Origin of the sequence: Fibrobacter sp. (genome assembly GCF_045601785.1) — a bacterium.
Classification (GTDB): Bacteria; Fibrobacterota; Fibrobacteria; order Fibrobacterales; family Fibrobacteraceae; genus Fibrobacter.
This window is the reverse complement of sequence record NZ_JAZSAF010000021.1, coordinates 1-21309: the sequence shown is the minus strand read 5'-3', so window position 1 is coordinate 21309 and position 21309 is coordinate 1. Positions and strand designations below refer to the sequence as shown.

At 47.8% G+C, this 21309-nt stretch carries 19 protein-coding genes; 11 read left to right on the top strand and 8 right to left on the bottom strand.

The features are described from left to right. The first annotated feature begins 264 nt into the window (after positions 1-264). The 7 genes from ACKI61_RS03435 (at position 265) to ACKI61_RS03405 (ending at position 10451) form a co-directional block, all read left to right on the top strand. Positions 265-1467, top strand: coding sequence for a hypothetical protein (locus ACKI61_RS03435; protein WP_407456398.1), 1203 nt, complete (start codon positions 265-267; stop codon positions 1465-1467). Positions 1468-1634: 167 nt separating this feature from the next. After that, positions 1635-3890, top strand: coding sequence for a TonB-dependent receptor (locus tag ACKI61_RS03430; RefSeq protein ID WP_407456397.1), 2256 nt, complete (start codon positions 1635-1637; stop codon positions 3888-3890). A gap of 261 nt (positions 3891-4151) precedes the next feature. After that, positions 4152-4373, top strand: a complete 222-nt coding sequence (locus ACKI61_RS03425) for a DUF1490 domain-containing protein (RefSeq protein ID WP_407456396.1) — start codon at positions 4152-4154, stop codon at positions 4371-4373. 173 nt (positions 4374-4546) lie between these two features. Then, the gene (locus ACKI61_RS03420) at positions 4547-6628 is read left to right on the top strand and encodes a heavy metal translocating P-type ATPase (RefSeq protein ID WP_407456395.1); all 2082 of its coding nucleotides are present in this window, start codon (positions 4547-4549) and stop codon (positions 6626-6628) included. A gap of 731 nt (positions 6629-7359) precedes the next feature. Continuing rightward, positions 7360-8031 carry a hypothetical protein gene (locus ACKI61_RS03415; RefSeq protein WP_407456394.1) on the top strand — a complete coding sequence of 224 codons (672 nt, stop codon included), beginning with the start codon at positions 7360-7362 and terminating at the stop codon, positions 8029-8031. 16 nt (positions 8032-8047) lie between these two features. Beyond that, positions 8048-8707: a hypothetical protein gene (locus ACKI61_RS03410; protein ID WP_407456393.1), complete on the top strand. Its 660-nt coding sequence runs from the start codon at positions 8048-8050 to the stop codon at positions 8705-8707. 337 nt (positions 8708-9044) lie between these two features. Then, positions 9045-10451 (top strand): phospholipase D family protein, encoded by a 1407-nt coding sequence (locus ACKI61_RS03405; protein WP_407456392.1) that lies wholly within the window; start codon positions 9045-9047, stop codon positions 10449-10451. Positions 10452-10494: 43 nt separating this feature from the next. On the opposite strand, the gene ACKI61_RS03400 is transcribed toward ACKI61_RS03405, so the two are convergent. From ACKI61_RS03400 to ACKI61_RS03365, 8 genes are all read right to left on the bottom strand, one after another. Next, a complete protein-coding gene (locus ACKI61_RS03400; protein ID WP_407456391.1) occupies positions 10495-10998 on the bottom strand; it encodes a cysteine peptidase family C39 domain-containing protein in 504 nt (167 codons plus the stop codon). 239 nt (positions 10999-11237) lie between these two features. Continuing rightward, on the bottom strand, positions 11238-11489 hold the full coding sequence (locus ACKI61_RS03395; protein WP_407456390.1) for a hypothetical protein: 252 nt from the start codon (positions 11487-11489) through the stop codon (positions 11238-11240). A gap of 77 nt (positions 11490-11566) precedes the next feature. Then, positions 11567-11977, bottom strand: coding sequence for a hypothetical protein (locus ACKI61_RS03390; RefSeq protein ID WP_407456389.1), 411 nt, complete (start codon positions 11975-11977; stop codon positions 11567-11569). Further along, positions 11977-12354, bottom strand: coding sequence for a hypothetical protein (locus tag ACKI61_RS03385; protein ID WP_407456388.1), 378 nt, complete (start codon positions 12352-12354; stop codon positions 11977-11979). Before ACKI61_RS03385 ends, ACKI61_RS03390 begins: the two co-directional genes overlap by 1 nt. Positions 12355-12365: 11 nt before the next feature. Beyond that, positions 12366-12986 (bottom strand): hypothetical protein, encoded by a 621-nt coding sequence (locus ACKI61_RS03380; protein WP_407456387.1) that lies wholly within the window; start codon positions 12984-12986, stop codon positions 12366-12368. Positions 12987-13024: 38 nt separating this feature from the next. Further along, entirely contained in the window at positions 13025-14146 is a 1122-nt protein-coding gene (locus ACKI61_RS03375) for a hypothetical protein (RefSeq protein ID WP_407456386.1), read from the bottom strand. A gap of 16 nt (positions 14147-14162) precedes the next feature. Beyond that, positions 14163-14339, bottom strand: coding sequence for a hypothetical protein (locus ACKI61_RS03370; RefSeq protein ID WP_407456385.1), 177 nt, complete (start codon positions 14337-14339; stop codon positions 14163-14165). A gap of 131 nt (positions 14340-14470) precedes the next feature. Beyond that, complete coding sequence (locus ACKI61_RS03365; RefSeq protein WP_407456384.1) at positions 14471-15493, bottom strand: helix-turn-helix transcriptional regulator; 1023 nt, start codon at positions 15491-15493, stop codon at positions 14471-14473. A gap of 459 nt (positions 15494-15952) precedes the next feature. On the opposite strand from ACKI61_RS03365, the gene ACKI61_RS03360 reads away from it, so the two are divergent. The 4 genes from ACKI61_RS03360 (at position 15953) to ACKI61_RS03345 (ending at position 21308) form a co-directional block, all read left to right on the top strand. Continuing rightward, a complete protein-coding gene (locus tag ACKI61_RS03360) occupies positions 15953-16375 on the top strand; it encodes an iron dependent repressor, metal binding and dimerization domain protein (RefSeq protein WP_173348122.1) in 423 nt (140 codons plus the stop codon). 51 nt (positions 16376-16426) lie between these two features. Further along, positions 16427-16711: a ferrous iron transport protein A gene (locus ACKI61_RS03355; protein ID WP_407456383.1), complete on the top strand. Its 285-nt coding sequence runs from the start codon at positions 16427-16429 to the stop codon at positions 16709-16711. After that, positions 16711-19677 (top strand): ferrous iron transport protein B, encoded by a 2967-nt coding sequence (gene feoB / locus ACKI61_RS03350; RefSeq protein WP_407456382.1) that lies wholly within the window; start codon positions 16711-16713, stop codon positions 19675-19677. Before ACKI61_RS03355 ends, feoB begins: the two co-directional genes overlap by 1 nt. A 227-nt stretch (positions 19678-19904) precedes the next feature. After that, positions 19905-21308, top strand: coding sequence for a hypothetical protein (locus ACKI61_RS03345; protein WP_407456381.1), 1404 nt, complete (start codon positions 19905-19907; stop codon positions 21306-21308). Position 21309: the final 1 nt, after the last annotated feature.

The following is a 21309-nucleotide window of genomic DNA, read 5'->3' as shown; positions in this document are numbered from 1 at the left end:
GTAAGCTAAATCTAATTAGTAAACAAAACTTCGTCAAGGCTAATTTTGTGACGGCAATAGAAAAATTTTATTGCAAGAATGTCTGAACGGAGTGAAAAATGACTGAACGGAGTTAAAACAAAACGAAAAAGACGATTCCCCCCCCTAAAAATCCAATCGGATTTTTCCACCTCCGTTTGGAGTAGAACCGCTCCAGGGACATTTCTAAAATGCTCCGCAAAATTAACAAACGCGGTTTTTCCGCATCAATTTCAAGGAGTATTTATGAAAAAAAGATTCTTGGCGGCGCTTGCTGTATCACTTGGCATGCTCGCTGCTTGCGGCGACGATTCCTCTTCTTCTGCCAATGGTGAAAATGGCGAATACAAGCGCGACTTTGCGACATCCATCTCTACCGGCGAAACGATGTTCATCGGCACGATGTCGCTGGACCATACGGATGAAATCGGTACGGATTATATCGAAGTCGGAACCCGCGCAGGTGTTGTCTATTACGATAACGCACTCTTTGTCTCTGACCTTGACGTAGGCTCTATCGCCCGCTACAGTCTCGATGCTAACAACAAAATCGGTAGTAAGACTGCTGAACTTTCGCTTGCTGGCGCATGGGCAAACCACATTTACTTCGTGAATGAAGAAAAAGCCTACTTAGGCGGCATGCTTGACTCGCTGCTCATCATCAACCCGAAGACCATGAAGCGCACGGGCGCGATTGACCTGTCCAAATACAAGGGCGACGATGCACTCGTGGTGAGCCCGGGTACAGGCGTAATCGTGGACGGTCGGCTCTATGTTGGCCTGTTGCAGAACGTGAGCGACTATGCTACCGGTAATACCGCTCAGGTTGCCATCATTGACATCAAAAAGGATTCCGTGATTGCCGTGGCTGAAGATGACCGCGTCGCGGCAGTGGGCTCCCTGGATGATTCCCAGAACCAGTCGTTTATCGTTGCTGACGGTTACATTTACTGCTACAGCAATGCCTCCTGGGGCTATGCTCCCGGCCAGGTCGACGGGTTCCTGCGCATCAAGGTGGGTGAAACCGAATTCGACAAGGATTATCAGTGGCTCGTGACCAAGGATGTCGCTATCGACGGCGTCACCAAGAAAGGCAACTTCAAATACCTGAGCCCCACTACCTATGCCAACGGCACCAAGGTGTATTCCTTCTTGAACGTGATGGTAGACCTGCAGCAGATTTGGACCGATATGGATAGCTACCACAACAACACCTGCAAGCCGGTAGAAATCGACCTCGCCAAGAAAACCATGAAGGCGCTCCCGATTGATTATACTTCTAGCTGGGCTAGCTACGGCAAGTACATCGATGACGACGGCACCGTGATTTTTGCGGTCTCTACCAAAAAAGACGGCAACGCCTACTTCCGCTATGATCCTAAGTCCGAAAAGGCGGAAAAGATCGCCGATGTAAAGCAGATTCCGATGTGGCTTGTGCCGCTCAAGTAAAATTTCTCCATAAACCCCTAATATCCTCATAAACACAAACTTCCGTTCTTGCTCAAGCAAGGGCGGATTTTTTTGATTCGCAAATTCAAAATTCAAAAAGCTATTTGGGTTTTCGGCAAACCGTTTGGAGTAGATTTTTGACCCCAAAATTGCTCAATTGCGCTGCGATGAAAAAGATGTTTATTTACAAGGCGGCCACGCTTGCCCTTATATTTGCTACGGTTGGTGCGGTTTCGGCCCGTGCCCAAGATGATGAAATTACCTCGATAGACGATTTTCTTGAAGAATCAGCTCCGGAAAGTAATGCGGCAACTGATGACGCAAATGATATGGCGCGGTCAGAGGCTTCTGCTGCAAATGCATCAAGTGTCACGCAGCTGGACGAACTCTCGGTGGAATCTGAAATAGAAGCGGAACAGGCGAAGCAGGCCAAAAAGGCGGAATCGGTTGCGACGATTGACGCAGCCGAGATGCAGAATACAAGCAAGACCATTTCGAAGGCGGTCAATTCAGCCTCGGGCGTTAAGGTGCGCAAGTCCGGTGGCATGGGCAGCGAAGGTAAAATCAACATTCGCGGCATGGAAGGCAAGAACATCAAGGTGCTGGTAAATGGTGTCCCCCTAGAGACGCAAGGCAACTTGGGTCTTGACGATATCCCTATCGACCAGATTGCAGACATTGAAGTTTACAAGGGCTATGTTCCGGCACGTTTTGCTACGGACGGTGCGGGCGGTGCCATCAATATCATTACCAAGAAGCGTCCCGCCAATTCGGTGGATGCGTCCTACAGCCTTTCAAGTTTCAATACGCACAAGGCATCGGTAAGTGCGAGCCATTTAATCGATAGCATTGCGGGTGATGTTGGCCTAGAAGTGGGTGTTTCGGGCTACTTTAATCATTCCGATAACGATTACAAGTTTACTTCGCCTTACATGAAAAGTTCGACTGGTAAAGATACGAGCGTCGTTCGGGATCACGACCATTACACCTCTTACAATGTGCAAACCTTTGCGAACTTGATGAATGCCTGGTTTGACCAGATTTCGCTAGGAGCAAGCTACGGTGCATTCGATAAGGAAATTCAGGGTGATGCGAGCCGCATTGTTGAAAGCACTGCCGAAGGATATAATTTTGGCGCAACATTCGGACTCGATAAGAAGAATTTGTTTGTAAAAGACCTGAATTTCGGCAATCATTTTTCGTTTGGTTACAATGAAAATAAAATTATTGACACGAGTCGTGTCCATTGCCGCAACTGGTATAGTTGCGATACCGCCAAAAAGAATGTGGGCGAACTTTCTTCGATGGGACTTCCGAAATTCCGCACTGTGCAGGCGTACGACTTCAATAATTTGCTGAATCTGGATTATCAGTTTATTAAAAATCAGTTTGTTTACTGGAATACGCTTTTCCGGTATCACAAGGAAAATCCTGAAGATGACTTGGGTTCCGAAATGGTCGGATTCAATACAGCGGGGTATCCGGGAAAGACGATTTCGGTGACGACGGGGCTTTCGCTTGAAGACAATTTCTTTGATTCGAGACTCCAGAACCTGTTGGGCTTCAAGTTCCATTACATGAAGGCTGAAATTTCTAATACTTCCACCAGCATGATACAGCAGGCGGTGTTGGAAAAGAATGATTATACGGACTTTAGTTACGATGAAAGCTTGATGTTCCGGATTGTGAAACCGCTTGCGCTCAAGGGCTCTTACCAGCATGCAGTGCGCCTGCCCACGCCCGATGAACTCTTTGGCGATGGAATCCGCGTGAGTGCTGCGACAAACCTCAAGCCCGAAGAAGCGGACAATTTTAACATTGGACTTTCTTTAGACTTGCAAGAAATTCCGCTGGTGGCGCGATTCCGGTTTGATGGCGACGTTTTCTATTCTTATTACAAGAACCGCATTCACTATATGAGCGCTTCTCAGATGTCGGTGCCGTACTTTAATATGAATCCGATTCGCGGCTGGGGCTACGAGGGCGATGTGAAACTTGATGTGAATGAATGGGTGCTGCTTGGCACGAACTGGACTTTCCAGGATTTGCGCAACATAGATTACAATGCCAAGCAAGGGATTCCCGAAGATGCCATTATCCCGAACATTCCACGGTTCTTTATGAATTATACGGCGGAATTCCACATGGGCGATATATTCAATAAGAACGATTTTGTCAAGTTCTGGTGGGCTGCTAACTACACCGATGAATATTATTATGGTTGGAAAATCAGTTCCCGCCAGAGCCGGAAAATAGACGCCTCGTTCTCGCAGGATTTGGGCGTGGAATATTCCGTGTGGGATAACAAACTCGCCTGGAGTTTCGAGGTTGACAACTTCTTGGACGAAACCGTTTACGACAAGTATGGAGAATCTAAACCGGGACGCACTTTTGCGACTAAGATTAGGTACAGTTTCAGGTAGTTGATTCTAACTAAGTTGTGTTGCTGCTAACTAAGTTTCAAGTTGTCAACTAAATTTCAAATTTGCAACAATGTTAGTCGCTCGGAAAGCTTATGGGACCTGGGTTTGAAGTCTGTTTGTTAGTTTGTATGTAAGTGGCTTTTTAATAAATAATTAGGTAGATTATTGTGCAAGGAACAATGCCACTTGAAATGGAGATGCCCGCCTGCGCGGGCATGACATGAATAGCGGTGAATGACAAATCAACAAAAGGAGTAAGCTATGTCCGTATGGAAAAATGAAAAATTCTGGTGTGTGGTGGCTGGTGTCGTTGGCCCGGCTATCATCAAGAAGATTCTCAAGGCTCCGAAGACCCGCGAATATGCCGTCAAGGGACTTGCCGAAGGCATGAAGATTACTGCCGACGCCAAGGCCGCCTTCCAGGATATGAAGGACGAAGCCGCCGACATCTGCAACGACGCGAAGAAAGAAGCAGGTAAGTAAGCATTGCTATGAGGTCGGTCGCCTTTGGCTCCCTTTGAGCATTGAGTTCGCCCTGCAATAGCAGGGCTTTGAGCAAATCAAGGCAACGGAGTTGCAATTGCAAGACTCAAGGGGCGTAAGCCCGAGCTCATACCCCATACCTCATACCTCAAACCTAAAATTCCTGTTTTATTATGAACTTCAGAATTACCTATGATCAGCCGGGGCGAATCCGCTTTCGGGCGGGGGCCTACGCGTTCGAAAAAATGCATGAACCGCGCATCCACAAGGCATGCGTGAGTGAACCTTATGTCCAGAAAGCGGTAGTCCATTCGGAAAACGGCGGCATTCTGCTGGAATACGAAGGCGGCTATCGTGAACAGGTGATTGATTTCATTCGGAATCTGGACATCGCAAGTCTCCCTGAGAGCGAGCCCGATACTGAATATCAACTGCAGGAACTCGATACGCAATTCAAGAACCGACTCGCGTTCATGATTGCGCGGCGTTACCTGGCCAAGTTGCTGATTCCGGCCCCCATTCGCACGGCACACCTGATTTACAGGGGCCTCAAGTTTGTGGCGAAGGGCTTGAACTGCCTTGGCGAAGGAAAACTCTCCGTCGAAGTGCTGGACGGTGCTGCCATCGGGGCGAGCATCTTGCAGCGCAATTACGAATCGGCAGGGACCATCATGTTCCTGCTGAACGTGAGCAGCCTTTTGGAAGATTACACCAAGGCGCGTACGCGAACCGCCCTTACCGCAAGCCTTGCCGTGAAGGTAGACCGCGTGTGGGTTGTCAGGGACGGCGTCGATGTCCAGGTGCGTATGCAGGATGTTCAAGTGGGCGACCTCGTGCGTGTGCGTTCCGGCAGCATGATTCCGGTGGACGGAACCGTTGCCGAAGGCGATGCGTTCGTGAACGAAGCGACCATGATGGGCGAATCGCAGGCGGTGCATAAGACGGTCGGGAAGTCCGTTTTTGCAGGCACCGTCGTGGATGAAGGCTCCATTGTGGTGTCGGTGCGGGCCGTGAGTGGCAACACCAAGATTCAAAAAATCATTGAACTCATCGACCGCTCCGAAGACCTGAAGGCCTCTATCCAGAGCCGCGCCGAACGCCTTGCCGATGGTATCGTGCCGTTCAGCTTTATCGGATTCGGGCTCACGCTCCTGTTTACGCGCAACATCACCAAGGCCGTCTCGATTCTGATGGTGGATTATTCTTGCGCCATCAAGCTTTCCACCCCGATTTCGGTGATTTCGGCGCTGCGCGAAGCGGCTGACCGCAACATGACCGTGAAGGGCGGCAAGTACCTGGAAGAATTCGCGCTTGCAGACACCATCGTTTTCGACAAGACAGGAACGCTCACCAAGGCGGAACCGAAACTCGAACGCGTGATTCCGTTCGGAAACCGCAGCGAAGAAGAAATCCTCCGCATCGCGGCCTGCATCGAAGAGCACTTCCCGCACAGCATGGCGCGCGCCATTGTGCGTGGCGCCGCCGAACGGGGAATCGACCACGAAGAGGAACACGCCGATGTCAAGTACATTGTGGCGCATGGAATCGCGACGACTCTCGACGGTGAACGCGCCGTTATCGGCAGCAAGCATTTCGTTGTCGAAGACGAGATGATTGCGGTAGGCGAGGCGGAACAGAAAAAAATCGACGAACTCGCCGGAGCCGCATCCGTGATTTACCTTGCCATTGGCGGGAACCTTGCGGGCGTGCTTTGCATTAGCGATCCTCCGCGGGACGAAGCTGCAGAAGCCATTCGCATGCTGCGCGAACGCGGAATCAAGCATGTGGCAATGATTACCGGCGACAGCCAAAAGGCCGCTGAACGCACGGCGCAACTTTTGGGCATCGACACATTCTTTGCGCAGGTGCTGCCCGAAGACAAGCACCGCTATGTGGAAAAGATGAAGGCCGAAGGCCGCCGCGTGATTATGGTGGGCGACGGAATCAACGATGCCCCTGCCCTTGCCGCGGCCAATGTGTCGGTTGCCATGAGCGATGCCAGCGACATTGCCCGCGAAACCGCCGATGTGACGCTCCGCAGCGAAGACCTGCGCGACCTCGCCGAACTCCGCGCATTGAGTACGCAGCTCATGGAACGCATCCAGGCGAACTACCGCTTTATCGTCGCCTTCAACACGTCGCTCCTGGCCGCAGGATTCTTCGGAATACTTGCCCCCTCGACCTCGGCCCTGCTGCACAACCTCTCGACCATGGCGATTTGCGCCAAGAGCATGACCCCGTTGAAACAGGCGTAGGGCCACAACGCTCAAAATCGCCCAAATTACCAAAAAAGCGCTAAAAAGGTAGTCTATGGACTACCTTTTTGCTTAGTTTTTGATGAAATTCTATACATTTGTTCACTATTTAAAGTGCGGAAAAATGTCGAAATTGATTGATTTTATGTGCGGAAAAATGTTGACTAACGGTCAAAATATGTGCGGAAAAGTGTATTGGTAGCTTGATTTTATGTGCGGAAAAATGTATTAAATAAAGATAAAGTATGCTTGTAAAAGGGTTTTGCCCTGACTTTATGCAAAAATGCTGATTTTAACGCAAAAAGGGGCTTTATGGCTTTTCCCGGTCGCTCCATTCGTTTATCAATGAAAGCGGAATCGATTATGCGTTTCGACTTTATAGCGGCCCGAAGTCCATCGAGAAAAATGAAATGCCCAAGGGCCGCAAGCCATACACGCTAGTGAATCTACCGCTTTACTATGCGGGGAAACTCATTCGAAAAATGGATTGATTTTATCGCTTGCTATTTGTGGAGAAGCATGCGTCTTTGACTAATGTTCCGCTTTATGCGGTGTAAAAAATGTTGAGCCGTATTGCCTCAAAAGCTATAAAATCTCGTTAAAAGGTGGTGTAATGCCACTTTTTTCTAGGATATGTCGTTTACGTCACTATTTGTCGCAGTCATTATGTATTTTTAGTGAATAACGAATTTCGCTAAATCTAACACTTTTTGCAAAAATAGGGAGCCGCAATGACTAGGATTCTTTCACGCACACCGCGGTGGGACATTCTCCGGAATTTCTACCGCGACTTCGATAACGGTCGCAAGCGCGGCTGTGTCGAGAAATGGAAAAAGGAAATGCCCAAAAGTAGGCTCGAACAGGAACTTTTCGAAACCAGAATCCACACCGAATTTTTGAATGACCGCTACAAAAAGCTGAACAAGGAATTCCGCTGGACCTACGCAAATATGAAAAAACTCATCGCGCTCGACCAGCGTTTCAGGGAACTGCATCGGAGCATCGCCCGCACCTTCGAAGCGACCAAGAAGGACATCGTTGCTCTCTCCGCGCAAAATCACAAGTGGTACAGGGAATACGAACTCGAAGCCGAAATTTGCCCCGCAAACGACTGGGACATTCCTGGCGAACACGAATACATCAGCGATTTGCTCTTCTGGTACGCGAACTGGGGCTCCATCAACATCTGCTCAAGCACGAACGAACACAACCCCGAACGCCACAAGGTCTACCTCGTTCCCGCTTGGAAACAAATGCTGCTCATCGATAAGTTCGTCAAAGACGGCGTCACCTGGGAACTCGACTCGCTCCTCTACGACAGCGAATCAAGCCTCTACACCTTCCACGACATTGTCCGTATGAAACCGGAACAATTCGAAGTGCGATACACATTGAGTTTTTAAACAAAAGTGAGGTACTATGAGAAGACGATACATTTATCAGTTGGCGGCAACGATACTGCCGAATGGGCTGGGCTACGACACCGTTGATCACGACCTGGGAATTTTCACGTCGCTACGCACCGCCAAAAAAGTTCTGCGGGATTACGTCAAGGGCGGAGATTTCTATTGCCCGGTCTATAGTTTTTCCATCATGTTTCTGCCCGTCAATGACGATTTGGAATATGAATCTGAACGGCAAATCAATGTCTATTCGCCCGATGGCAAATTGCAACTTTCGGAATTCAACATGATGTCTTGCAACGGAGCGTGGAGCAAGAGCCTGAACATAGACCTTCGCGCCGTCATCGACATCGGCCCCGGCAAAAAGCCTTATTTCACGCTGTACAACCATTGGAAACGCGGGCTCGCGACCAAGTGCGCGCGCATCTCCTTTCTGGAATCCAAATATGAACTGGGCACCTCGTATAACAAATCCGTCTGGTTCCTGGACGACAACGAGAAAAAGATGCTTATGAAGTTCTTGAAAACAAAATGCAAGAGCATGTTTAGCGACAGGTGCACGAACAACTGGATGAGCGTCATCGGAGCGTTCAACAACGAAGTTCAAGGCGACGATGATAGCCGCATTCTGCCCTACGATTTACCCATTCCGAATTACAATAAATTGGAGCCGTAGTTAGATAATCCCTTTGGGCGTTCCCCGGCCAAATCGATGTGTCATCCTGAGCGGAGTGCAACGGAGTCGAAGGATCTAGCCGGGTCGGGCCATACTCGCACGCCGCTAACGGCGCACTCACCGAGCCTTGCTAACGCAAGTCTCGTCCCTTCGGGTAACTGTCCCTAACGCGATTCTGCTAAGGCAACAGATTGTTAAGTGGCTGGAGGCCTAACGTAAAGCATGTAAGAGATAAGTGGACTGGCAAACAAACTATTCCAAGTTGGAGTAATTTTGTTGAATTTTTGAAGGAAAATGAGTATAGATTTAGAGAAATAAAAATCAAAAAGGATAAAAAATGGCTTTACTTTCTACTCAGCGTTGCATCAAAAATGGAACTAAAAGGTGTGGAACGCAACAATTAAGTTTTGACTCTATTTTTGCAGAGGGAAAATTGCAGGACTTAGTTATTGTTTCTGCTTTTACGGATATTGATTTTATAAAAAAAGCCAAAAGACGATTTATAAGAAATTTGGATAAACGTATTTATGGTCGTTTTGCGGTTTATCTAGATGCTTCTGCGAGTAGGTATTACTCGTCAGATGATGTAAAAAAGAAACTAGATGATTTGGCGAAAAAAATCAATAAACAATTTAATGAAAAAAGCGGAATATATTTGGTGAATTGCTCGGCTTTATTTCATTCTAAGGTTATTATAAGTGAATCTGCTTCTGAAAAGAAAATTACTCTTGGCTCAATTAATTTTACAAATAGAGCATTTGAACAGAATGAAGAGATAGCTTTATCATTCTGTTGGAAAAGTAAAGATGAAAAAGAAAAACGCCGAAATGAAGTGGCTCTAAAAAATAATCTTGAGAAATATATATCCTCTTTAAAAATTGAGAAGATTCCGATAAAAAAGAAACAAAGTGAAGCACCTTCTGTTCGTTCGCAGCTTCTTAAAGGATCTCTTTATTATGAGCTTAAAGAACAGAATTCGTTCAGATTTTCGCTTAACCTTCCTGACAGCTATTTAAAATATCGTAACAAAAAAAGAGAAAATGATGATGCTTTTCCTTTGGCTATAAAAACATCGAACGCAATAACTCTAGAATATTTACTTGAAAGCTTGAAAATAAAGTTGCCTTTTTTTGAAGATAATTCATTAAGAAAAAAATGGAAATCATATGCCATAGAAACGTGTTTTGGTTTTTGGGTACCTTTGGGATATAGACCTTGTGTTGAAAAAGACATAAAAAAAGTAATGACAGACAAGTTGAGGAAAATGAGGGATTTGTTCTATGAAGTTCGTAAACACAAAAATGAAATATTGAATGTTTTTGTTGAAAAATTAAACATTATTAAATCTGATTGGAAAACTTTTATAGAACATTCTGGAAAATACGATGAAACATGGCGACTGCATGAAAATGACGATGTTTTAAGTCTTGGCAAAGATTGGTTAGAATCCGTGTTAACACGAATTAACCCCGAAGAAAAAAAGTATGAGGATTTCCGTACACGTTTATGCAAAGGTGTGGGTGAAACCAAGGTACCAGATGTATGGAGTGATGATCCTGCTTCAGCAGAGGATTTTGAAAAATCGTTATGCGATTCTATAAAATACTATTTATCAACCAAAAATAAGCAAATGAAAAAAATTTGTTCAGCAGTAAATTCCGTCTTAGGAAATGATGTGACGGATGTAAGTGACAAACAATTACTGGATGCTTTTTGTAAGGCTAAATTTGTGGGAGAAGAATAGAAGACAAATTATATGCATTCTATTCCATTTAAAAACAGTGACTTTAATTAATTTTTAGAAACCATTTTCCCCGATAGGTTCTGCCATCGGGCTTTTCTTTTTCTCGATATTCTATTGGTGATTCTTTTTGAGGGTCGTATATTTTCAAAATTGTTCTATTTCGTTTTGCTACGATCCAATGCCAATTTCCTGTTTTGGGACTGTATCGGACCGCTACTAAATTCAGTCCCTCAATATTATCCCACGTGGAAAAATTTTTAAAAGTATTCCTTTGGGTAAACCCATATTTTGCAAGTAATCTGAGAATATCATTTCTGCTGGTTCTGGAATTTGTCTTCACTGTTTTGGGATCCCATTTAAATAAATCTATTGCTTTTTGGATTACAACAGTAAGTGATTTTTCTGCAATCATTGCAACACAAGCAATGCCACATAAAGTTGAGTTTTGTGGCTGACGGATTAAACGCATTTTGATTTTTTCTGAATAATTACTAGTGTCCACTATAAATTTAAAATAATTTCTTGAATACACCCTAATATCACACATATCCCTTGGGTTGTGCTTTGATTTCAAAAGCGATTATCTATGGTGCAGTCAGTGCTGTTAAATGCATCGCTGGTTGTCATTTCTTTTTGTCGCTAGATCCATTGGGGGGGGGCTTTGAAGATTTTCAGTCGATCTGACAAAATTTCTAGACAACTGATTGCAAAGAACCCCGCTTGAAGCGGAGTGGGCTACACACAATACGCGATAACCTATGTCAACCTTGAAATTATTGCGTTGCTTCAGCGGCAAATTTTTGGAGTGATATAGTCGCCCTCGCTTAAACGATGACCGTTTGAGAGTAAAATCGTTTTTGTTTCAATACCCACTACATTTAGATTTCCGAAATCGGAATGAATCTCGGAAAGAGAGACTCCGAGTTTCAAATTTTTCCCATGTCGTTTTCCCAAGGAATCTTCCCAAGAAAATTTTACCTCGTTGTTATTTTTATCAATTTCCCTGATTTTTATTTTAATGTCTGATGTGTTTGGCATAGTTGAACCTCATTTTTGATATACCGTAAAATTATATTTTTTTTTACGATAAATAATGTCGTGAACAAAATTATTAGTCAATCCTCGTTTATAATTCTGTACGGTTTCCCCATTTCCTTTACGCGGCGAATGTTTTCAGCGGTGCCTTTGCTTTTCCCATCCCAAATCATGAGAGCCGTATCGCAGTCTTGCGCCATTTGGATGTCTTTCACATACTGGAACTCGCTCCCTGTAAGCCCTTTGGCGGATTCGGCACAAGAATGGACCTTTACTCCCGTGGCGAAGTTGTTCCTTGGAAATTCGCCACTATAGTAAATGGTCACGTTGCTGTACTCTTTTAATTCCAAATAACCTTGCACCGCAGCATCAACGCCGTAGCAATCTCCCACAAGAAATTCTGTACCCAAAGCAATATGTTCATCAAGTATAGCTTTGACCTCATCAGGCAATACCGAAATTGATTTTGATCCAGATACAAACAGTTTCATCACCTCTCCTTTTTCATATAGAAGAATCGGTTCAGTTCGTGGTCAGTTCCGATCGATTCTCCATAGCAGATGGAAACCCATGGACTCGGCCACACTTTCTCAATGGCATTGACAAAAGCCTTATCCCTTTCGGCAGAGTATTTGTTGAAGTCGGTCGCGTCGAGAACGATGTCAATGTGAGCTAGGCGACCCGTGTGGCAGAGGAATGTCGTAAATTGCTCTAGACGGTCCTCTTGAATTTGCTTTTTGTCATCCGCAAGAATGTAGCCTGCGATATATTCCCACATCTCGTTCCGTTCTTTTTCGTCTGCATACGAACGCTTTACTAGCGATTTCAAGTCGTTGTATTTTTGTGTCGGTGTCATGATAATGTTCATATTCGCACTCCTTATTTTAATTTATCTTCAGAATTTAGCAGCTTCATCAACTCTATTAGTCGAAATTCATTTCTTGAAAAATGATGGTCTTGCCCTGGCACAACCACAACGTGCATGTTTTCACGTTCGTGGAGCTTAAGAAGCCCTGCTAAATGTGCTGAAGGATCGAGACTCCCGAAAACGAATGTCATCATGTCTCCGTCAAATGCCTTGGCGCTGCGGCATATCCGAATTGTGTTTATCATGAGCGGGGGATTCACTAACAGGAATCGGCTGATTTCCGGAAATAGAGATCGACCAATGCACCCGATGGAGGCGCCCATTGACATTCCCATAAAGTAGATTTGGGTATGGCCACCGATTTCAAATTCCGATTTTACCACTTCGGCGAATTGCGCCATCTGGCTGATGTCAGATGATGGAGTGGACGCGCAAACCACCGAGAACCCGCACAGCTCGCGCATTTCGCAGGCAAGTTTCAGGTACTTGTTGCGATACCCATAAATGGAACCGCCTTGTCCCGCCTTTATCAGCAAAACCTTTTGACGGTCGCCAGCAAAGACGAATCCGTAATCAACCTGATTTTCACCATCACCGAAAGATTTAATTAAATCGAAAGTTTCTATACCCATAATAAAGTCCTATTTATAGGGATGTTATAAATTGTTTCTCATTGCATGACCTCGCTCCATTTTATGAAGCATGTTTTCTTGAGTGAATCGGCAAACATAGCATCCGTCTGAAATTTCTTGCATAGTGCATTTTCGATTTTCTTGGTATTGTTGTCAAAATGGAAATCGAATACCTCCATCGCCATATAGATATTTTTGCTGTAGTAGCGTTTGGGGCGTGGGTAAGTATCCACGACAGACCAATTTTCGTTCCATCCCTGAACAATGGAAAAGCCTCGCTCCGGGTAATAGTATTCAAGGGTCTCGTCTATTTCACGGATGGGATTGTTCCCGAAAACCCGGAAGGTCTGGTCATATTTGATGTGCTTTGACTGTGCGTCTATGTGGCAGATGATGATTTGTTCCGCATCTCTAGGAATCTTTATGCCCACGATGTAGGCGAGGTTGTAAATGCCGGAATCGCTAAGCTCTATCTCGCCACAGAAGGCGCTGCGGAATATTGCATTTTCGTCCCGTTCCTCCTGCATGTCGTAATCATCCTTTTTCCCCTCCGGGAAAAGGAAATAAGTGCGTTCCAGAAGTTCCTTGTCGGAATCTTTTCTATCGTCGCTCCATAGCTTGTTAAAGTGCTCGATTTTTTTACTCGTAATCGGTTCTGCCTCTTCCCAAAGATTATCGAATAATCTTTGAAATGGCTTGTAATCCTTGGTTTCCGTTGTAATGGAATTATCTTCGAAATCATAATATGAGCCGTCGCAATGCGTTAGGCTTGTGATGCTGAAGGCGCGCTTTTCTCCAAGGTGGACGAACAGAAGCATATCTAGGTCTTGGATATGGCGGATCTCGATTTCGGGGTACTGCAAAAAGTCCCAAAGCGTGCGCCAATCTGGCTTGTTGAGGACATCCGTCAAAATCCGGATTTTGGAGCCCTCCTGAATTCGGCTCATCTCTAGCGAATCGGGATCGTCCGGGTCGTCATCATCTTCGTCTTCAATGAATGGCGTGTAATCGTCAAAAAGTCCCGGGACGTTATCGTTCATCGATGGAATCGCGACAAGGCGTTCCCCGTTCCCGGCTTCCCAAAAATCATGCATCAGGTCCATTAGGGAGTTGCCTTTGTAAACCTTGCTCCCTTTTTTGTGGCTTTTCTTGTTGCTCATAATTCCTCCTTTGTTGCTAGCCTTTTTCGGGCTTGTGATATACCGGATTAAGCATGCGTTTTAATAAGTCTGCCTTGTGTTGGTCGGGATAAGCGTCTAGTCCCTTCATAAAGGTTTTGTACTCTTTTGGCGTAAATATGTGACGGGTCCCGTTAGGTCCCAGCGTCTCCACGTAATCTTTCTTTTTTTTCATATTTGTGCTCCCATTTTGATTTATCTTCAAAATAGATATTTACTGCGACAAATATAGTCGCGTTTGAACACTAAAAAGGAAATGCCCGCACATTGGCGGGCATGACAAGCTGAATACTATGACTTTTTTTGCTAATGATTTCTTCTATAAGTGCTGTCGAGGAAATACGAGAAGTCGCGGAGTTTTTTGCGGAGGGCGACAGGTTTGATGACTTCGGCGCTGTCGGCGTACGAAAGTACCCAGCGGAAAAGGAGCTCGTCGTTTAGGGCCTTCATCGTGACCAACAGACGGCCGTCGCGGAGTTTTTCCACCTTCATGGAGCGTTGGAACGGCTTTTCTTCGAGGTAATGCTGCGCATGGCTGCTGAACACGATTTCGACATCTTCGGCTTTCGGGTCTTGCGGCCCAAAAATGGCAGAACCGAGCTGCACACGTTTGCGCAACATTTCAAGTGTCTTTGGGTTGTCCTGAAAGGTTTCCTTGGTGAGTTCGACCTTCTGGATTCGGCGGAACTTGAGTGTGTAGGTTTCGCCGGGGTGCGACTGCGACTCGCAACCGATGTAGATTTCGCCCTGGTACAAGATGACCATCAGCGGAATTCGTATGCGAGGGATGTTACCAGTTTCGCTGATATAGGTGACGAGGATTTTGCGGCGTTCGTGAATCGCCCGCAGAATTACCTTGAGTTTTTCGCTGGAATCTTCCTCGAACATGGGAGGGGTTCCCGCAAAAAGAATTCGCGAATTCAGGTCTTGAGCGAGCTGTTCCACGGCCTTTTTTTCGTTCGAAGGCAGACTTTTCTGGATTTTTTCAAGCAGATCCGTGACGGTCTCGCTTGCGGCGGGGTACATGTTTGCGATGCGCTGCAGAAACACGAAATGCAGCATGGTATTTTCGAAATTCGGAAAAAGCAGATTGTCCGCCGATTTAATTGCGGATTGATAAAGGTAGGCTCGTCGGTCGCCGCTCACGCGGATATAGGCGCCTCCATTAATGGAGGCAAGGAAATTCATATCTCGTTGCACATTGCGACGCTCGTTTTCAGGAATCTCCAATGCGGCCATCAAATCGTTGATGGTGTAGGCTCTGCTCGGATTTGAAATCAGGAGCGCAAAAAGCTGGACGGTGCGTTCGCCGCGGGTAATTTCTGCCATAATAAACCTCTAAAACTTAATATATCTTATTACTGCGACAAAAGATGTCGCGAAGCTTCTGCTTTTGCGTTTTTTTTGGTGAAAAATGTAGGGCAACTTGAATAGTAAACAAAAATGCCCCTGCTCAGAGCTACTTGAGCGGGGGCACCTTTATTCCCAAAGAGACACAAAAGAGGGAATTGATTTTTTGATTCAACCGAACAAGTCTGAGTCCGAAAGCTATGGCGACATTCTGAATTAGACTTGTCTAACTAAAAGTTAGATAATACTAACTGTAAAAACAAGGGTAAAATGGCGAAAATAATGTAAATTTTTTCTTATAAAATTAGTCTAATCTAAATAAATACGAATTCGGTAATATTTTTAGCCTTGCCTAATTAGCCGAAAAGAACTATATTAGCCCCGTCTAATGACGATTAGACAAAAAATAACCCGTATAATCCGAATCGGAGGCCTCGAATGGATCATACAAAACTAAGCCAGAGTCTCGAAGACTACTTGGAAATGGTGCACATGCTGCGCCTTGCAAATGGAATCGCCCGCGTCAAGGACATTGCCGCAGCCCTTACGGTCAAGATGCCGTCGGTAGCGAAGGCGATGATTGAACTCAAGAAGCTCGGGCTTGTGACACAGGAACCATACAGCGGAGTAGAGCTTACCGAAGAAGGTCAGCGCGTTGCCGCCATGATTCTGAACCGCCATATATTACTGAAGGGATTCCTGATCAAGCTGGGCGTGTCCGAAGCCATTGCCGACAAGGATGCCTGCTGCATGGAGCATATCCTTTCGGCAGAAACTCTCGGAAAAATTGAAGATTTTATGAAACCGGCGGAGGCTGCGCCCTCGCCTAAAAAAACAAAGGCTGTCAAAAACAAAAAATAGGCTGGAAATCGCGGCTCATGCGGTATCCGGCCTTTTATACGAGGATAAAATATGAGCTGTAATTGTGGTTGCGGCGGCAAGTCGCAAACAAAGAAATGGAACACTGAGCCGCAGTTTTCGGACTTGAAACGCGGCGACAAGGTAGAGATCGTCGGTTATAACGAGGGCGATTCTGCTTACAAGTCCAAGTTGCTTTCGATGGGCCTTGTGCGTGGCGTTCAAATGGAAGTCTTGCAGGTGGCCCCCCTCGGCGATCCGATTGAAGTAAGCGTACTGTCTTACAGGCTCTCGCTCCGTAAAGAAGAAGCCAACGTTCTCAAGCTGAGGAGGGTATAATGGCTGCTAGAAAACTTTTGACGATTGCAATTGCCGGTAACCCGAACTGCGGTAAGACGGCTCTCTTTAACGCCCTTACGGGTGCACGCCAGCATGTGGGTAACTGGCCCGGCGTGACGGTCGAAAAGAAGGAAGGTTACTTTGAACTGGGCGACCGCCAGATTCGCCTGGTGGACCTTCCGGGTACTTACGCTTTGTTCGCAAATGCCGAAGACGAACGCGCTGCTGTTGACTACTTGCTCAGCCGCGAAGCGAGCCTGATTATTAACATTGTCGATGCGACGAACCTGGAACGCAACCTGTTCCTTACGAGCCAGCTTGCCGACATGAAGATTCCGATGGTGATTGCCGTCAACATGATGGACATTGCCGAGAATCGCGGAATCCAGCTGGATCTCGACGAACTTTCTGATTTCTACGGCGTGCCGTGCATTCCGCTTTCTGCCGTGAGCGAAAAGAGCGTCACTAACTTTATTAGCCAGATGGGCCACGTGCTTGCTAGCCCGATGCCGCTCCCGAAGCAGATGGTTTACGGCGACAAGGTCGAAGAGGCCGTGAAGGTTTTGGAACCGAAGGTGGCACCGGTCGCAAAGCTTTTGGATGCGGATGCTCGCTGGGTTTCGCTCATGTACTTGGGCAACCAGAAGAGCTATGCAGACAAATTCGCCGAAGCGGGCGTAAAGCTCGACAAGGCCGAAGTCGTGAAGATTCTGGGCGAAGAGCCGGAATTTGCGATGGCTGAAAACCGCTATTCCATTTCGCACGAGGTGGCGGGCAAGGCGATTGTTTCTGCGCGCGCCAAGAAGACTTTCTCGGACAAGCTTGACGCAGTTCTTTTGAACCGCTGGGCTGCACTCCCGATTTTCCTGGTCATCATGTATCTGGTGTTCTGGATTGCGGTGACGATCGGTTCTGCGTTCATTGATTTCTTTGACGTGCTGTTTGGTGCGATTTTTGTGGATGGCCTCGGCTACGTGCTGGGCGATGTACTCGGCTGCCCCTCCTTTGTCACGGCAGTTCTCGCCGACGGTATCGGTGCCGGTATCCAGACGGTTTCGACCTTCATCCCGGTCATCTTCTTCATGTTCCTGTGCCTTTCGTTCTTGGAAGACTCGGGTTACATGGCCCGCGCGGCTTTCGTTGCAGACCGTTTTATGCGGTTCCTCGGACTCCCGGGTCGTGCCTTCGTGCCGATGATGGTGGGCTTCGGTTGCGGCGTGCCGGGCATTATGGGCTCCCGCGTGCTGGAATCCAAGCGTGAACGCTTCCTCACCATTTTCCTGGTGCCGTTCATGAGCTGCGGCGCACGCCTCCCGGTGTACGCGCTGTTTGCGGCGGCATTCTTCGGCAAGATGGCGGGCACGGTGGTGTTCCTGCTTTACCTCGCCGGTGTGCTGTTCGCCATCGCTTACGGTTTGTTCCTGAAGAAGTCGCTTTTCCAGGGCCAGGCCAGCAACTTTGTGATGGAACTTCCGCCGTATCATTTGCCCAAGTTTAAGTCCCTGATGATTCACTGCTGGCAGCGCCTGCGTGACTACATCTGGCGCGCCGGTAAGGTGATTACGCTTGCCGTTGCCGTGCTCGGGTTCCTCAACAGTTTCGGCATTGTGGAGAAGATGTATGTCGATATTGACGGCACGGCGACCGAAATTGTCCAGGCCGAAGACGGCTACCAGATGGTCAAGGAAAATGAAGAAGGCGAGGCTGAAAATGTTGCTCTCCCCGAAGGTTTCGTTGTTGACGAATCCAAGGTGGTGAAGTCAAACGAGTTCACCGCCGGTAACGGTGACTCCGAAAACAGCCTGCTTTCTGTCATCGGTAAGGCGATTACGCCGGTGTTCGAACCGTTCGGTGTCGAGCGTGAAAACTGGCCTGCATCCGTGTCGCTGTTTACGGGCCTCTTGGCCAAGGAAGCTGTTATCGGTACCATGAACTCCCTCTATTCCATGGTGGGGGAGAATGCCGAGGCTCCTGCAGATGGTTCGACAAGCTCCGCAACCGATAAGGTCACTGAGCCTGCCGAAGTGACCGTCGCAAAGGAAAAGGCTCAAGAACCCGCACCGGAACAAGTTGCAGTTGCGGACTCTGCTGCTACAGATAGCGTGAAGGCGGATTCGACAGTCGCCGCTGTTGCTGACTCCGCTGCAACGGATAGCGCTGTGGTTGCCGATAGTGCCGCAGCATCTGCTGAATCCGCAGAAGCCGTTGCCAAGGCCGCTCCTGCCGAAGAAAAGCCGCTTATCGTAGGCATCGACGAATGCCCTGCCGAAGAAGAGGAAGAAGGTGGCGCACCCGACATCAAGGGCGCCGTGCTCGAAGCTCTCGGCTCGATTCCTGCTAACCTCGCCGAAGTCTTTGGCTCCCTCACCGACCCGCTGGGAACCACCGGTGAATTGGAAGGCCAGGAAGCAGCCGAACTCAAGAAAGAAACTTTGGACAAGATTACCGACGCCAAGGTGCTGACCTGCGAAGAATATGCAGCCATCGAAACCTTCGGCGAAGAAGAAGAGGACGAAAAGACCCGCGAAGCCGTGTTTGCTAAGCTCGCTGCAGCAGGCCTCGAACTCTCCGAAGACGAAATGGGCGCTCTCGAAGAAGGTGACCTTTCTGAAACCGCCGACATCTACGCCAACCTCCGCTCTTACTTCCACAATCCGGACAAGAACGGTAACCCGGTGGATGGTTTTAATTGGCAGGTGTTCGCGTTCCTCATCTTCATCTTGCTTTACGTGCCGTGCCTTGCCGCCATGGGCGTGGTTGCCCGTGAAATCGGCCTCGGTCTCGCCGTCCTCATGGCGACCGTGCAGACGCTCCTTGCCTGGGCTGTGTCGGTTCTCCTTTACCAGGTGCCCGTTGGAGGCGATACCAAGTGGATTGTCGCAGCCATCGTGGTGCTCGTGGGTACGGGAATCTTCCTCAAGCTCTTCGGCATGAAGGCGAATAAAGAAAAGCGTTTCGAAGACTAACCTTTGGAATCAAGAACAGGGCTGGTAGGCCCAAAACCTGCCGGCCCTTCATTAAAAATCTTCAATTAGATTAGTCTAATTTCTGGAGCTAAACTGAAACATCTTGGCACGCATTTTGCAACAATAGCATACAGAAGGCGATAGCCAAGCGTTTTTGTAGCACTATTTGTAAAAAACCTGACGGAGTGTTACAAAAACAGAAAATAAATCCGTCAAGGGAGAGAAAAATGAAAAACCGTTTGACGTCTAATCTTTTGTTCGGTCTTGCAGCCGCATCCTTCTTTGCTGTGTCTGCATTTGCTCAGGATGCCGCCCCTGCCGCCGAAGCCCCCGCTGCAGCGCCTGCTGCGGAAGCTCCTGCTGCAGCTCCCGTTGCTGCCCCTGCTGAAACTCAGGCCGCTCCGGCTCCTGCCCAGGAAGCCCCTGCCGCTGCTCCGGCTCAGGAAACTCCTGTCGCTGCCGCTCCTGCCGAAGAAAAATCCGCTGAATCCGCTCCTGCCGAAAACACTAACCCGGGCGAAGTCGCTGACGCCGCCGGTAACGCTCTCGGCATGCTCAAGGCTAGCATGAACGAAGGCACTTCGGAAGCCCAGATGGAAGTCAAGTACAATGGCGAAGTGGAATTTGATGCTTACACAGGCAATGTCTGGGCAGAAGATGACCTGAACCATTCCTACGCTTCTACCTTCGACCTGAATTTTGAAGTCAAGTTCAACGAAAAGTGGTCTGCATTCGTTGGCCTCGAAGCCGACGGCGAAACGACTGATCCGGCCGCCATTTACAATGGTGCCTACGTTCAGTACCAGCCGGCTGATTTCTTCGCGGTTAAGCTGGGCGACCTGACCTTCTCGGAAGGTGCATTCGTTGCCTACTATGACTACGACGATCCTGCCGATAACGCCGCCGGTATGAAGGAACATGATATCCGCGGTCTTGAAATTGACCTGGCTGGCTTCATTCTCGGTGTTGGCTTTGGTCGTGGCGATAACGACTGGGCTGACGAAGAAGGTGCCAAGGTTTACGATGTGCACGCTGCCTACGAATTCGATTATGCCGGTCAGCACTTGCGTCCGTATGTAGACTACAAGAGCTTCCAGACCACTCAGCATAACGAACTCCATGCCGGTGTAGAAGCGGGCCTCTCTCTCGGTGGCTTTGGCTTCAGGGCTGTGTATGGTTTCCATGCCGACTATCTGATGGACGATGGCGATGTCGTAGAAAATCAGGATTGGACTTCTACTGCTCACGCCTTCTTGGTTGAGCCGACGTTTGAAGTGGGTATGTTCGATATCAAGACGACTGCCTTCTATGCCATTGTTGACAGGGGCGATGCCGCCGAAGATGCAAGCGACCTTGACAACGGCGAAATTCCGGAATACTTCTTTGTGTATGCCGAACCCGCCTTCAAGCTTGCTGAATTCATCAAGCTCGGCATTCCTGTAGAATACCACACCAATACCATGGATGATGACGATGATTCCGCCGCTACATTCGATGTCGGTGCCCGCGCCTACATTACGCCGGTGGAAAACCTCGAAATCATGGCCTTCGGCATGGTGGACATTCCCGTGCAGGATAACGAGGACGATACTGCGCTGCGTTTCGGTCTCGAAACCGTATTCAGCTTCTAAT

Excerpts from the sequence above, each read along its gene's own strand:
- ACKI61_RS03365 (WP_407456384.1), bottom strand. The coding sequence starts at position 15,493 with ATGGCAGAAATTACCCGCGGCGAACGCACCGTCCAGCTTTTTGCGCTC.
- ACKI61_RS03355 (WP_407456383.1), top strand. The coding sequence starts at position 16,427 with ATGAGCTGTAATTGTGGTTGCGGCGGCAAGTCGCAAACAAAGAAATGG.
- ACKI61_RS03425 (WP_407456396.1), top strand. The coding sequence starts at position 4,152 with ATGTCCGTATGGAAAAATGAAAAATTCTGGTGTGTGGTGGCTGGTGTC.
- ACKI61_RS03420 (WP_407456395.1), top strand. The coding sequence starts at position 4,547 with ATGAACTTCAGAATTACCTATGATCAGCCGGGGCGAATCCGCTTTCGG.
- ACKI61_RS03400 (WP_407456391.1), bottom strand. The coding sequence starts at position 10,998 with ATGTGTGATATTAGGGTGTATTCAAGAAATTATTTTAAATTTATAGTG.
- ACKI61_RS03385 (WP_407456388.1), bottom strand. The coding sequence starts at position 12,354 with ATGAACATTATCATGACACCGACACAAAAATACAACGACTTGAAATCG.
- ACKI61_RS03395 (WP_407456390.1), bottom strand. The coding sequence starts at position 11,489 with ATGCCAAACACATCAGACATTAAAATAAAAATCAGGGAAATTGATAAA.
- ACKI61_RS03380 (WP_407456387.1), bottom strand. The coding sequence starts at position 12,986 with ATGGGTATAGAAACTTTCGATTTAATTAAATCTTTCGGTGATGGTGAA.
- ACKI61_RS03360 (WP_173348122.1), top strand. The coding sequence starts at position 15,953 with ATGGATCATACAAAACTAAGCCAGAGTCTCGAAGACTACTTGGAAATG.
- ACKI61_RS03430 (WP_407456397.1), top strand. The coding sequence starts at position 1,635 with ATGAAAAAGATGTTTATTTACAAGGCGGCCACGCTTGCCCTTATATTT.
- ACKI61_RS03435 (WP_407456398.1), top strand. The coding sequence starts at position 265 with ATGAAAAAAAGATTCTTGGCGGCGCTTGCTGTATCACTTGGCATGCTC.
- ACKI61_RS03345 (WP_407456381.1), top strand. The coding sequence starts at position 19,905 with ATGAAAAACCGTTTGACGTCTAATCTTTTGTTCGGTCTTGCAGCCGCA.
- ACKI61_RS03375 (WP_407456386.1), bottom strand. The coding sequence starts at position 14,146 with ATGAGCAACAAGAAAAGCCACAAAAAAGGGAGCAAGGTTTACAAAGGC.
- ACKI61_RS03410 (WP_407456393.1), top strand. The coding sequence starts at position 8,048 with ATGAGAAGACGATACATTTATCAGTTGGCGGCAACGATACTGCCGAAT.
- ACKI61_RS03390 (WP_407456389.1), bottom strand. The coding sequence starts at position 11,977 with ATGAAACTGTTTGTATCTGGATCAAAATCAATTTCGGTATTGCCTGAT.
- ACKI61_RS03370 (WP_407456385.1), bottom strand. The coding sequence starts at position 14,339 with ATGAAAAAAAAGAAAGATTACGTGGAGACGCTGGGACCTAACGGGACC.
- feoB (WP_407456382.1), top strand. The coding sequence starts at position 16,711 with ATGGCTGCTAGAAAACTTTTGACGATTGCAATTGCCGGTAACCCGAAC.
- ACKI61_RS03405 (WP_407456392.1), top strand. The coding sequence starts at position 9,045 with ATGGCTTTACTTTCTACTCAGCGTTGCATCAAAAATGGAACTAAAAGG.
- ACKI61_RS03415 (WP_407456394.1), top strand. The coding sequence starts at position 7,360 with ATGACTAGGATTCTTTCACGCACACCGCGGTGGGACATTCTCCGGAAT.